This is a genomic window from Lysinibacillus sphaericus (genome assembly GCF_002982115.1).
Taxonomy (GTDB): Bacteria; Bacillota; Bacilli; order Bacillales_A; family Planococcaceae; genus Lysinibacillus; species Lysinibacillus sphaericus.
Map to the genome: position 1 here is coordinate 214,761 of NZ_CP019980.1, position 13,073 is coordinate 227,833.

The following is a 13,073-nucleotide window of genomic DNA, read 5'->3' on the forward strand; positions in this document are numbered from 1 at the left end:
TTATTTTTTTAAAAAATTCATGTGTTAGATGTAAGAGGGAAATCATTACTAATAACAATAGGTTTTAAGGCTATTCATTGTGCGGGGTGTAGGATTTAAGGTCGCAAGGTTGAGGTCATGACACACATTGTAACGAAAAGGGGGAGTTTTAATGTTTAAAAGAATGAAGGAAGATGTAGATACTATTTTTGAGAATGACCCAGCGGCGCGCAGTGTACTGGAAGTCGTGTTAACATATTCAGGCTTGCATGCTACATGGGCGCATCGTATTGCACACTGGTTTTTTAAAAGACGTTTTTATTTTATCGCACGTGTAATTTCACAAATTAGTCGTTTCTTTACAGGAATTGAAATACATCCTGGTGCTAAAATTGGTCGACGCTTCTTTATCGACCATGGGATGGGAGTAGTTATAGGGGAAACGTGTGAAATAGGCGATAATGTTACCCTTTATCAAGGTGTTACACTAGGTGGTACAGGGAAAGAAAAAGGAAAGCGCCATCCGACATTAGAAGATAATGTGTTAGTTGCCACTGGTGCAAAAGTATTGGGTTCTATTACAATTGGTGAGAATAGTAAAATTGGTGCAGGTTCAGTCGTTTTAAAAGAAGTGCCACCGAACGCTACGGTAGTAGGGATTCCTGGTAAAGTTGTGATGAAAGATGGCGTTCGTTTAGAGAAAAAACTAGACCATCAAAATATTCCTGACCCTGTAGAGGAACGTTGCCAAGGTTTCGAGAAGCAAATCGCAGCATTGCAAGAAGAAATCGGGCGCTTACAAAAGGAGAGAGAAAAACAATGAGTATTCAAATTTTTAACTCATTAACAAGACAAAAAGAAACGTTCGTACCGCTAGAAGAAGGAAAAGTTAAAATGTATGTTTGCGGTCCGACGGTTTATAACTATATTCATATTGGGAATTCACGTCCTGTCATTGTTTATGATACGGTTCGACGCTATTTCCAATATAAAGGTTACGATGTGAAATTCGTCTCTAATTTCACGGATGTCGACGATAAGATTATTAAAGCAGCTAATGAGCTCGGTGAAGAAGTTCATGAACTTACAGATCGTTTCATTGCCGCATATTTTGAAGATGTGACTGCATTAGGTTGCAAAAAGGCAGATGTCCATCCTCGTGTAACGGATCACATGGATGATATTATTGACTTTATTAAAGTGTTAATCGACAAAGATTATGCATATGAGTCAGCGGGCGATGTCTATTACCGAACTCGAAAATTCAATGGTTACGGTAAATTATCACATCAATCGGTAGATGATTTGAAAATTGGTGCACGTATCGAAGCGGGCGAGAAAAAGGATGATGCATTAGATTTTGCATTATGGAAAGCAGCAAAGCCTGGCGAAATCTATTGGGAAAGTCCTTGGGGCAACGGCCGTCCTGGATGGCATATTGAATGCTCTGTGATGGCGCGTGAGCATTTAGGTGATACAATTGATATACATGCAGGTGGTCAAGATTTAACATTCCCGCATCATGAAAATGAAATAGCGCAATCCGAAGCGCATAATGATACAACATTTGCGCGTTACTGGATGCATAATGGATATATTAATATCGATAATGAAAAAATGTCAAAATCCCTTGGTAATTTTGTGCTCGTGAACGATATCCGTAAACAAATCGACCCGCAAATTTTACGATTCTTTATGTTATCTGTTCACTATCGCCACCCAATTAACTTTGCAAAGGATTTAGTAGATGCTGCAGCAACAGGTTTAGAGCGTATTCGTACTGCATACAACAATGTTAAGTACCGCCTATCTGCAACTGCAAGTCTCGGCGATTGCTCAGAGGAATGGCTCCGTCAAATTGCTCAACAAAAGGCGCAGTTTGAGGAAGCGATGGATGATGATTTCAATACGGCGAATGCTATTTCAGTATTATTTGAATTAGCGCGTATTGCAAATATTTACTTGAATGAAACAAATACGGATGAGAAAGTGTTATTAACTTTTATTGAAACTTTTGAGGTATTAGGTGACGTCTTAGGTATTGAATTTGCTAAAGAAGCTGAACTACTGGACGAAGAAATTGAAGCATTGTTGCAAGAGCGCGTAGAAGCGCGCAAAAACCGTGACTTTGCCCGTTCAGATGAAATTCGTGACCATTTACAAGCGCAAGGTATCATTTTAGAAGATACACGCCAAGGGACAAGATGGAAACGAGGGTAAGTAACTTGGATAAACTCCGAAATGAAGATGTGAAGCAATTAAATGCATTAGCGCTTGCATATATGGGAGATGCGGTTTTAGAACAGAAGGTACGGGAGTATTTACTGCGTAGCGGACGCGTAAAACCGAACACACTCCATAGAGAAGCAACGCATTATGTATCAGCAAAGGCACAGTCAACAATTGTACATCGCATGATGGATGAAAACTTTTTAACAGAGCAGGAATTGGCAGTGTTCCGACGTGGACGCAATGCCAAATCCGGTTCTGTTCCCAAAAATACAGATGTACAAACTTATCGCAATAGTTCAGGCTTTGAAGCGGTACTTGGAAGCTTGTACTTACTAGGTGAATTAGAACGCGTTTATGCCATCATTGCATACGCTATTCAAATAATCGAGGAATTAAAAGGAGTGTCAAAATAATGGCAGAACAAAATGGTGAAATTATTGCCGGTAAAAACCCAGTGTTAGAAGCACTTCGTTCAGGCCGCGATATGAATAAAGTATGGATTGCAGAAGGTGTAAAAAAATCAGGGGTCAATGAACTGCTTGATTTAGCGCGCGAACGAGGCATCATTGTACAGTTTGTACCGAAAAAAAAGGTCGATCAATTATCAGATGCTAACCATCAAGGAATTGTGGCATCTGTAGCAGCATATAGCTATGCAGAACTAGACGATTTATTTGCAGCGGCACAAAACAAACAAGAAGATCCATTTTTCTTAATTTTAGATGAGTTAGAAGACCCGCATAATTTAGGCTCTATTATGCGAACTGCAGATGCAATTGGCGTACATGGTATTATTATTCCAAAGCGTCGCTCAGTGAGCTTAACAGCAGTTGTGGCGAAAGCGTCAACAGGCGCCATCGAGCATGTACCTGTCGTGCGTGTTAATAACCTAGCCCAAACAGTCGATGAGTTAAAAGAACGGGGCGTATGGATTGCTGGTACGGATGCAAAAGGCTCTGCGGATTATCGCAAAATGGATGCAACTCTACCGCTTGCTATTATTATTGGTAGTGAGGGTAAAGGGATGGGGCGCCTACTAAAAGAGAAATGTGACTTTTTATATCATCTGCCTATGGTTGGGCATGTCACATCATTAAATGCTTCTGTAGCTGCGGCGCTTTTAATGTATGAAGTGTATCGTAAACGTCAAGAAGCGAATGACTAACGATGAAGAACATTTTGCTTGTTGACGGCTATAATATGATCGGAGCTTGGAAAGAGCTACGTCCATTACGTGACACGAACTTTGAAGATGCACGTAAGCGTCTAATTGAGCTTATGGCAGAATATAAAGCGGCGATAGGGTGGCGCGTGATAGTTGTTTTTGACGCCCATCTTGTGCCGGGCGTGGAGCAATCTTATATAGAAAATGGCGTCGAGATTATTTATACAAGGAAAAATGAAACAGCAGATGAACGCATTGAAAAGATGACACAAGAACTAAAAGCAAGACATATTCAAATTCACGTGGCGACTTCCGATATGGCTGAACAAAGTGTTATTTTTGGCAATGGTGCACTACGCAAATCGGCAAGAGAGCTTGAAATTGATTTAAGCATTATTCAACATAAAATTTCTCATGATGTAAAACGTAAGCAGGATAGCAAGCCACCTTCACGTATAGAGCTAAAGCCAGATGTGGCACTTGCTTTTGAAAAATGGCGCCGTGGTTTGAAATGATTGATTGACTGATATTTTCCAATTCCGTTATACTGTTCCTAATTATCTGTTGCAGCTGAGGTGATACCATGTTTAAAAATAGTATTGTACAAGTGACACAAGATTTTGAACGATTCAATGATGAAGAGCTTATTGAAATGGTGCATCAAGGTAATACAGATGCGTTGGATTTTTTAATTACAAAATACCGTTTGCTAGTAAGAGCAAAGGCGAGATCCTATTTTTTAATTGGTGCTGATAAAGAAGACATAGTACAAGAAGGAATGATTGGCTTGTATAAAGCTGTCCGTGATTTTAAAGGGGACAAGCTAGCTTCTTTTCGAGCTTTTGCGGAGTTATGTATTACAAGACAAATTATTACTGCAATTAAAACAGCAACAAGGCAAAAACACATTCCACTGAATTCCTATGTTTCGTTAGACAAGCCTATTTTTGATGAGGAATCTGATCGTACATTAATGGATGTATTAACAGGGGCGATTATGGATGATCCAGAAGAGTTAATGATTCATAGAGAAGAGTTTGGTTATTTAGAAGAAAAAATGAGTGAGATTTTAAGTGAATTAGAGCTACAAGTGCTAGCTCTCTATCTAGATGGGCAATCCTATCATGAAATTTCTGCAAAACTGAATCGCCATGTGAAGTCAATTGACAATGCTTTGCAACGAGTAAAGCGGAAATTAGAGCGACATTTAGTGCTCGAGGAAATGTCGTAGAGGTCACTTACCCTTGTTGACATTGACAATTTTAGGTGTTAGTCTTTAAAAGACAAAGTGCCAAAAAAGGTGATTACATGACAAAGAAAGTCGTGCTAAATTGTGAAAAATGCGGTTCGAGAAATTACACATTTCCTGCTAAGGGAGATTCTACTGTACGCCTCGAATTAAAGAAATTTTGCTCGCATTGCAATGAACATACAGTGCATAAACAAACGCTATAAAATATTTTGTAAATAGACAGATATGATTGATTCGGAGGTTAGGCTAGAATGGGTAAGATTAAAAGTTTTTTCAGCGACGTAATGTCGGAAATGCGAAAAACTAGCTGGCCAAAAAGTAAAGAACTGACGAAATATACAGTCGTTGTAATTTCAACTGTAGTAATTATGGCTTTATTTTTTGTGTTAGTAGACTTAGGTATTTCATCATTATTCCGCTGGTACTTAGATTTATAATTAGAAAAGAGCATGTTAATACTTTTGAAAATAGCCCGTCCTTTCCAATAACGGGTTTTTTCGTTTGTTTTATGAAGTAAAGAGCAGTAAAATGTTCTCATTATGATAAGCGTGCTACTAGTAAAAGTATGCTGGTAGCAATAGATGACTATGCTAATTAGGTATTTATCATCGGGCTTTCGCTTGCTATGGCGAAAGCTATGTTTTTCTATTGAGAAGCTTGTGAAAAGAATAAAGGATGCAAAATTGCATATCGCGATCATTTTCACTTTTATTAGTAAGGGAGGGACGGACGAGTAGTCCTAGCAGTTATGGAGAAAAATTGGTATGTTGTTCATACGTATTCAGGGTATGAGAACCGTGTAAAAGCAAACCTAGAAAAACGTGTTGAAACAATGGGGATGCAAGATAAAATCTTCCGTGTTATCGTGCCTGAGCATGAGGAAACAGAAATGAAAGACGGCAAAAAGCGCACAATGATGCGTAAAGTTTTCCCTGGTTATGTCCTAGTAGAACTCATTATGACAGATGATTCTTGGTATGTTGTACGTAATACACCAGGAGTAACTGGCTTTATCGGTTCATCAGGTGGTGGAGCAAAACCAACACCGCTATTACCAGAGGAAGCGGATCGTCTATTACAACAAATGGGCATGACAGATAAAGTTGTTGAAATCGATATCACAGTTGGTGAAGCGGTTGAAGTATTAGAAGGACCGTTTGCGCACTTCCAAGGGCGTGTTGAAGAAATTGACGCTGAAAAAGGAAAACTGAAAGTATCTGTAGATATGTTTGGTCGCGAAACGATTATGGAACTGGATTTTGAGCAAATTCAAAAATTATAACTTTAAATTCTAGTAACTAATTAGTGTATGATTGAGCGTATAACGCAAATTTTGTTAATTACTACTTGCTTAAAAAAATTAAAAGTGGTATCATTTCAAAGGTCAGACTGTCAAACTTCGGTTGACGTCTGTAATGATAATTTTAATGTTATCGGCACTTAGCTGACAGACAGATATTGAGTGGGAGGGGCAACCCAATTACCACATCACGGACTTAAGGAGGTGTGTCTCGTGGCTAAAAAAGTTATTAAAGTTGTTAAACTTCAAATCCCTGCTGGTAAAGCAAACCCAGCTCCACCGGTTGGTCCTGCATTAGGTCAAGCAGGTGTGAACATCATGGGATTCTGTAAAGAGTTCAATGCGCGTACTGCTGATCAAGCTGGTCTTATTATTCCGGTTGAAATTTCAGTATTCGAGGACCGTTCTTTCACTTTCATTACGAAAACTCCACCTGCAGCAGTTTTACTTAAAGTAGCAGCTGGTATCCAATCTGGATCTGGTGAACCAAACCGTAAAAAAGTTGCAACGGTTAAACGTGATAAAGTTCGCGAAATCGCTGAAACTAAAATGCCAGACCTTAACGCTGCTTCAGTTGAAGCTGCTATGTTAATGGTTGAAGGTACTGCACGAAGCATGGGTATTGTTATCGAAGACTAATTCCCATTTACTTGATGTTTTTGTTTTTTGGAAGGTTGCGGAGTTTCTTTGTGAACGCGCAACCTTTATTCGTGGGAGGTAAAATCCGCTATAACCACAATCAAGGAGGAAATATATAATGGCTAAAAAAGGTAAAAAACTGCAAGATGCAGCGAAATTAATCGACCGTAACAACGTATACGGCGCACAAGAAGCAATCGAACTTGCTCAAAAAACTAGCACAGTAAACTTCGACGCTACTGTAGAAGTTGCTTTCCGTTTAGGAATCGATACTCGTAAAAACGACCAACAAATCCGTGGTGCAGTAGTGCTACCAAACGGTACTGGTAAAACTCAACGCGTATTAGTATTCGCTAAAGGTGAAAAACTTAAAGAAGCAGAAGCTGCTGGCGCTGACTATGTAGGCGATGCAGAGTACATCCAAAAAATCCAACAAGGTTGGTTTGACTTCGATGTAATCGTAGCAACTCCTGACATGATGGGTGAAGTTGGTAAACTTGGTCGCGTATTAGGACCTAAAGGCTTAATGCCAAACCCTAAAACTGGTACAGTTACATTTGACGTAACAAAAGCAATCGAAGAAATCAAAGCTGGTAAAGTAGAATACCGCGCTGACAAAGCTGGTATTATCCACGCTCCTATCGGTAAAGTTTCTTTCGCAACAGAAAAACTTGTAGAAAACTTCTTAACTGTATTTGACGTTGTTCAAAAAGCAAAACCTGCTGCAGCTAAAGGTACTTACATGAAATCTGTAAATGTTACAACTACAATGGGCCCAGCTGTTAAAATTGACGCTGCTAACGTAGTAGTAAAATAATTTATTTATATAAATCGGTTGACAGCTATCCGCATCTTTGGTATGATGGATGCTGTTGTGAATCATCCATTTGTACCGTAGACAGTAGGAGTGACTTGTCACTTAATGTTCCTACCGAGGACATCGGAATTCGGATTCTTATTTTAAAGATGATGACTTTCAGCCTCTGTGTCTATATGACCCAGAGGCTTTTCTTTTGTCGGTATAAATGACCCATTCTAATAGGAGGTGTCATCATGAGCAAAGCAATCGAAAACAAACAATCTCAAGTGCAAGAAATCACAGAAAAATTCCAAAGCGCTGCTTCTGTAGTGGTAGTGGATTACCGTGGTCTTAATGTTGCACAAGTGACTGAACTTCGTAAACAACTTCGTGAAGCTGGTGTTGAGTTTAAAGTTTACAAAAACACTTTAACTCGTCGTGCTGCTGAAGCTGCTGGTGTTGAAGGGATCAACGAAGTATTAACTGGTCCTAACGCAATCGCGTTCTCAACTGAAGATGTTGTAGCTCCTGCTAAAATCATCAACGAGTTCGCTAAGAAAAACGAAGCTTTAGAAATTAAAGCAGGTATTATTGAAGGTGCAATCTCTTCTGTTGAAGATGTTAAAGCACTTGCAGAACTTCCATCACGCGAAGGTCTTCTTTCAATGCTTTTATCTGTACTTCAAGCTCCAGTGCGCAACTTCGCACTTGCAACAAAAGCTGTTGCAGAACAAAAAGAAGAACAAGGCGCGTAATTTCTTACGTAGCATAACTTCCGCGGCTTGACCGCAAAAAACTAAAACATATCCAATTAGGAGGAAATTATAATGAACAAAGAGCAAATCTTAGAAGCTATCAAAGCTATGACAGTTCTTGAATTAAACGATTTAGTAAAAGCTATCGAAGAAGAATTCGGTGTAACAGCTGCTGCTCCAGTAGCAGTAGTTGCTGGCGGTGCTGCTGCAGCTGAAGAAAAAACAGAATTCGACGTAGTATTAGCATCTGCTGGTGCTGAAAAAATTAAAGTAATCAAAGTGGTTCGCGAAATCACTGGTTTAGGTCTTAAAGAAGCTAAAGAAGTTGTAGATAACGCTCCTAAAGCTCTTAAAGAAGGCGTTTCTAAAGATGAAGCTGAACAAATCAAAGCTAAACTTGAAGAAGTTGGCGCATCTGTAGAAGTTAAGTAATCTCGTATTACTTTTATACAAAAGGAAGCTCGTCATTATGGCGAGCTTTTTCTTCATTCTGAGGAGGCGTGAAAATGTCAGATCACTATTATACAAGTAAGCCTCAAACTGAAAGTAAACCTCGTCACTGGACGTTCAAGTTACTTGGGCATACGTTTTCCTTTGAAACGGATGCAGGTGTATTTAGTAAAAGCGAAGTAGATTTTGGATCCCGTGTATTAATAGATGCGTTTCAAATGCCGGATGTGGATGGTGCTATTTTCGATGTAGGTTGTGGGTATGGACCGATTGGGTTGTCTATTGCCAAAGCAAATCCTGAGCGAACAGTATTCATGATGGATATTAATGAGCGGGCAGTTGCGCTTTCACAAAAAAATGCGCAAGTAAACGGTGTTCAAAATGTACGTATATTTGTAAGTGACGGACTATCGAATGTTGATGATGAGGCGAAAGCTGCAGCTATTTTAACCAATCCTCCAATTCGCGCAGGAAAGGAAACGGTTTTCCGCTTTTACGACGGTGCTTATGATAAGTTAGTGACTTCTGGAGAGCTTTGGGTAGTAATTCAGAAGAAGCAAGGTGCACCATCAACGGTTAGCTATTTAGAGGAAAAATTTTCTGTAGTGGATATTGTGGAAAAGAAAAAAGGCTACTGGATAGTGCGTGCAAAAAAATAAATGAAATATGTATAAAATATTGACTTGACAAAACGGCTATGATAATATGATACAATGCAAAAATATTATTTTGAGGTCGTGTGCCCTTTTGGTATATGAATGATTTAATATGGGTATACTTGCCAAGATAAGTTTAGTTAACCGAAAATGAGATCTTTTGAAGACTCGTTTTCTTTTTGTCTTTCGAAATCATACACTATTTGGATGATTTTGCAAAGACCTAATATCGCTTTATTGAGGGGTGAATGAGTTGACAGGTCAACTAGTTCAGTACGGACAACACCGCCAGCGTAGAAGCTTTGCGCGTATTAAAGAGGTGCTTGAGCTTCCAAATCTGATTGAGATTCAAACGGCGTCTTACGAGTGGTTCCTTGAAGAAGGTTTACGTGAAATGTTCCGTGACATTTCGCCGATCGAGGACTTTACAGGTAATCTTTCATTAGAATTCATCGATTATTCATTAGGTGATCCTAAGTATGATGTCGATGAGTGTAAAGAGCGAGATGTTACTTACGCAGCTCCATTACGTGTGAAAGTACGTCTTTACAACAAAGAAACTGACGAAGTGAAAGAACAAGATGTATTTATGGGTGACTTCCCATTAATGACAGAAACAGGTACGTTCATTATCAATGGTGCTGAACGTGTTATTGTTTCGCAATTAGTTCGATCACCGAGTGTGTATTTCCATGATAAAACTGATAAAAACGGTAAAAAAGGCTTCGGTGCAACAGTCATTCCAAACCGTGGTGCTTGGTTAGAATATGAAACTGACGCGAAAGATGTAGTATATGTGCGTATTGATCGTACTCGTAAGCTACCAGTAACAGTGTTACTTCGCGCACTAGGCTTCGGTTCAGATCAAGAAATTATCGATATTATCGGTGATAACGAGTATTTACGTAATACGCTAGAAAAAGATAACTCTGAAAGTACAGAAAAAGCACTTTTAGAAATCTATGAGCGTTTACGTCCAGGTGAGCCACCAACAGTAGAAAGTGCGAAAAGTTTATTATACTCTCGTTTCTTCGATGCTAAACGCTATGATTTAGCGAATGTTGGTCGTTACAAAATGAATAAAAAGCTTCACATCAAAAATCGTTTATTCAACCAAACGATTGCTGAAACGCTTGTTGATCCAGAAACAGGCGAAATTTTAGTAGAGAAGGGCACTGTGCTTGATCGTCGTACTTTAGATAAGATTTTACCTTACCTAGAGGATTCTTCTAAAGGTATTGGCTACCGCACTTTATCACAAGTTGGCGGAGTACTTGAAGATGACGTAACAATCCAATCTATTAAAATTTATGCTCCGAAAGATGAAGCACAAAAAGAAATCAATGTAATTGGCAATGCCTACATTGACGAAGAAGTGAAGAACATTACACCTGCTGACGTCTTATCTTCAGTAAGTTATTTCTTCAACTTACTTTACCAAGTAGGGGCAACAGATGATATTGACCATTTAGGTAACCGTCGTCTACGCTCTGTTGGTGAATTATTACAAAATCAATTCCGTATCGGTTTATCTCGTATGGAACGTGTAGTGCGCGAGCGTATGTCTATCAATGATACAGCCGCTATCGTACCGCAACAATTAATCAATATTCGTCCAGTAATTGCGTCTATTAAAGAATTCTTTGGTAGCTCTCAATTATCTCAATTCATGGACCAAACAAACCCACTGGCAGAGTTAACGCACAAACGTCGTCTATCTGCATTAGGACCTGGTGGTTTAACACGTGAACGCGCTGGTTTCGAAGTGCGTGACGTTCACTATTCTCACTATGGTCGTATGTGTCCGATCGAGACACCAGAGGGTCCAAACATTGGTTTAATTAACTCATTATCTTCTTTCGCTAAAGTAAATAAATTTGGTTTCATTGAAACGCCATATCGTCGTATTGACCACGAAACTGGCCGAGTAACAGATCAAATTGATTACTTAACAGCTGACGAAGAAGATAACTACTATGTAGCGCAAGCGAACTCACTATTAAATCCTGATGGTACATTCGTAAACGATGAAGTTGTAGGTCGTTTCCGTGGGGATAATACTGTTTTCAACAAGTCTCAAATGGACTATATGGACGTATCGCCTAAACAAGTAGTTTCTGCAGCGACTGCATGTATTCCGTTCTTAGAAAACGATGACTCTAACCGTGCGCTTATGGGTGCCAACATGCAACGTCAAGCGGTTCCTCTATTAAATCCAGAAGCTCCGTTTGTCGGAACTGGTATGGAACACGTAGATGCACGTGACTCAGGTGCGGCTGTAGTAGCAAAATACGATGGTATTGTTGAGCATGTAGAAGCTCGTTCAATCCACGTACGTCGCATTGAAACAATCGACGGTAAAGAAGTTAAAGGCGATTTAACAAAATATAAATTACAAAAATTCATTCGTTCAAACCAAGGTACTTCATACAACCAACGTCCACTTGTAAAAGTTGGCGAACGTGTGAAACCTCGTGATATTTTAGCTGACGGTCCATCAATGGAAAAAGGTGAACTTGCATTAGGTCGTAACGTACTTGTTGCATTCATGACTTGGAACGGGTTCAACTATGAGGATGCTGTTATCATGAGTGAACGCCTTGTAAAAGACGATGTATATACTTCAGTTCATATTGAAGAATATGAATCAGAATCTCGTGATACAAAATTAGGACCTGAAGAAATTACACGTGATATTCCAAACGTTGGGGAAGATGCACTTCGTAACTTAGACGAACGTGGTATTATCCGTATCGGTGCGGAAGTACGCGATGGTGATATTCTTGTAGGTAAAGTAACGCCTAAAGGGGTTACAGAGTTAACGGCTGAAGAGCGCTTATTACACGCAATCTTTGGTGAAAAGGCACGTGAAGTTCGTGATACTTCATTACGCGTACCACATGGTGCGGGCGGTATCATCCTTGACGTGAAAGTATTTAACCGTGAAGACGGCGACGAGTTACCACCAGGTGTTAACCAATTAGTTCGTGCTTACATTGTTCAAAAACGTAAAATCCGCGTTGGGGACAAAATGGCCGGACGTCATGGTAACAAAGGGGTTATCTCTCGTATCTTACCGGAAGAGGATATGCCATTTATGCCAGATGGTACTCCTGTCGATATCATGTTAAACCCGCTAGGTGTACCTTCTCGTATGAATATCGGACAAGTTTTAGAACTACATTTAGGTATGGCTTCTCGTTACTTAGGTGTTCATATGGCAACGCCAGTATTTGATGGTGCCAACGAAGAAGATGTATGGGAAACAATGGAAGAAGCAGGGATGAACCGTGACGGTAAAACAATCCTGTATGATGGACGTTCAGGTGAACCATTCGATAACCGTGTATCTGTAGGGATTATGTACATGATCAAACTTGCACACATGGTTGATGATAAACTTCACGCACGTTCAACTGGTCCTTACTCACTTGTTACACAACAACCACTTGGTGGTAAAGCGCAGTTCGGTGGACAACGCTTTGGTGAGATGGAGGTATGGGCACTTGAAGCATATGGTGCTGCATACACACTTCAAGAAATTTTAACTGTTAAATCTGATGACGTTGTTGGTCGTGTGAAAACATACGAAGCTATCGTTAAAGGTGAAAGCGTTCCAGAGCCAGGCGTTCCAGAATCATTTAAAGTATTGATTAAAGAACTTCAGTCTCTAGGTATGGATGTTAAAATGTTAACAATCAATGATGAAGAAGTAGAGCTTCGCGATCTAGACGAAGAAGAAGATCTTCAACCTGCTGACGCACTTAACATTGCGCCACAACCAGAAACAGAAGAAGAGCCAGTAGAGTCTTTTGAATAATGGATAAGTTCACATTCGTGTGAATA

The 13,073-nt window shown here is 39.6% G+C and carries 15 protein-coding genes and 1 other annotated feature; all 15 genes read left to right on the top strand.

The annotated features are described in order from the left end of the window. The first annotated feature begins 151 nt into the window (after positions 1-151). The 15 genes from epsC (at position 152) to rpoB (ending at position 13,047) form a co-directional block, all read left to right on the top strand. Entirely contained in the window at positions 152-802 is a 651-nt protein-coding gene (epsC, locus tag LS41612_RS01000; RefSeq protein ID WP_024364391.1) for a serine O-acetyltransferase EpsC, read from the top strand. Further along, entirely contained in the window at positions 799-2,199 is a 1,401-nt protein-coding gene (gene cysS / locus LS41612_RS01005; protein WP_024364390.1) for a cysteine--tRNA ligase, read from the top strand. Before epsC ends, cysS begins: the two co-directional genes overlap by 4 nt. A gap of 5 nt (positions 2,200-2,204) precedes the next feature. Next, positions 2,205-2,624, top strand: coding sequence for a Mini-ribonuclease 3 (locus tag LS41612_RS01010; protein WP_024364389.1), 420 nt, complete (start codon positions 2,205-2,207; stop codon positions 2,622-2,624). Then, positions 2,624-3,376: a 23S rRNA (guanosine(2251)-2'-O)-methyltransferase RlmB gene (rlmB, locus tag LS41612_RS01015; protein WP_024364388.1), complete on the top strand. Its 753-nt coding sequence runs from the start codon at positions 2,624-2,626 to the stop codon at positions 3,374-3,376. The genes LS41612_RS01010 and rlmB overlap by 1 nt, the downstream gene beginning before the upstream one ends. Positions 3,377-3,378: 2 nt before the next feature. Next, the gene (locus tag LS41612_RS01020; protein WP_024364387.1) at positions 3,379-3,891 is read left to right on the top strand and encodes an NYN domain-containing protein; all 513 of its coding nucleotides are present in this window, start codon (positions 3,379-3,381) and stop codon (positions 3,889-3,891) included. Positions 3,892-3,959: 68 nt separating this feature from the next. Continuing rightward, positions 3,960-4,607: an RNA polymerase sporulation sigma factor SigH gene (gene sigH / locus LS41612_RS01025; protein WP_024364386.1), complete on the top strand. Its 648-nt coding sequence runs from the start codon at positions 3,960-3,962 to the stop codon at positions 4,605-4,607. A 77-nt stretch (positions 4,608-4,684) separates the two neighbouring features. Continuing rightward, positions 4,685-4,831, top strand: a complete 147-nt coding sequence (gene rpmG / locus LS41612_RS01030; protein ID WP_080653390.1) for a 50S ribosomal protein L33 — start codon at positions 4,685-4,687, stop codon at positions 4,829-4,831. 48 nt (positions 4,832-4,879) lie between these two features. After that, the gene (secE, locus tag LS41612_RS01035) at positions 4,880-5,065 is read left to right on the top strand and encodes a preprotein translocase subunit SecE (protein ID WP_004233589.1); all 186 of its coding nucleotides are present in this window, start codon (positions 4,880-4,882) and stop codon (positions 5,063-5,065) included. Between the two features lie 311 nt (positions 5,066-5,376). After that, complete coding sequence (gene nusG, locus LS41612_RS01040) at positions 5,377-5,910, top strand: transcription termination/antitermination protein NusG (protein WP_024364385.1); 534 nt, start codon at positions 5,377-5,379, stop codon at positions 5,908-5,910. Positions 5,911-6,141: 231 nt separating this feature from the next. After that, on the top strand, positions 6,142-6,567 hold the full coding sequence (gene rplK, locus LS41612_RS01045) for a 50S ribosomal protein L11 (RefSeq protein ID WP_004233593.1): 426 nt from the start codon (positions 6,142-6,144) through the stop codon (positions 6,565-6,567). A 118-nt stretch (positions 6,568-6,685) separates the two neighbouring features. Beyond that, on the top strand, positions 6,686-7,384 hold the full coding sequence (gene rplA / locus LS41612_RS01050) for a 50S ribosomal protein L1 (protein WP_024364384.1): 699 nt from the start codon (positions 6,686-6,688) through the stop codon (positions 7,382-7,384). A 57-nt stretch (positions 7,385-7,441) separates the two neighbouring features. Next, positions 7,442-7,588 (top strand) — a sequence feature (ribosomal protein L10 leader region). Positions 7,589-7,620: 32 nt separating this feature from the next. Continuing rightward, positions 7,621-8,121: a 50S ribosomal protein L10 gene (gene rplJ, locus LS41612_RS01055; protein WP_024364383.1), complete on the top strand. Its 501-nt coding sequence runs from the start codon at positions 7,621-7,623 to the stop codon at positions 8,119-8,121. 72 nt (positions 8,122-8,193) lie between these two features. Continuing rightward, positions 8,194-8,553 (top strand): 50S ribosomal protein L7/L12, encoded by a 360-nt coding sequence (rplL, locus tag LS41612_RS01060; RefSeq protein WP_010860618.1) that lies wholly within the window; start codon positions 8,194-8,196, stop codon positions 8,551-8,553. Between the two features lie 74 nt (positions 8,554-8,627). Further along, positions 8,628-9,230, top strand: a complete 603-nt coding sequence (locus tag LS41612_RS01065; RefSeq protein ID WP_024364382.1) for a class I SAM-dependent methyltransferase — start codon at positions 8,628-8,630, stop codon at positions 9,228-9,230. Between the two features lie 241 nt (positions 9,231-9,471). Further along, positions 9,472-13,047: a DNA-directed RNA polymerase subunit beta gene (gene rpoB / locus LS41612_RS01070; protein WP_172583030.1), complete on the top strand. Its 3,576-nt coding sequence runs from the start codon at positions 9,472-9,474 to the stop codon at positions 13,045-13,047. Positions 13,048-13,073: the final 26 nt, after the last annotated feature.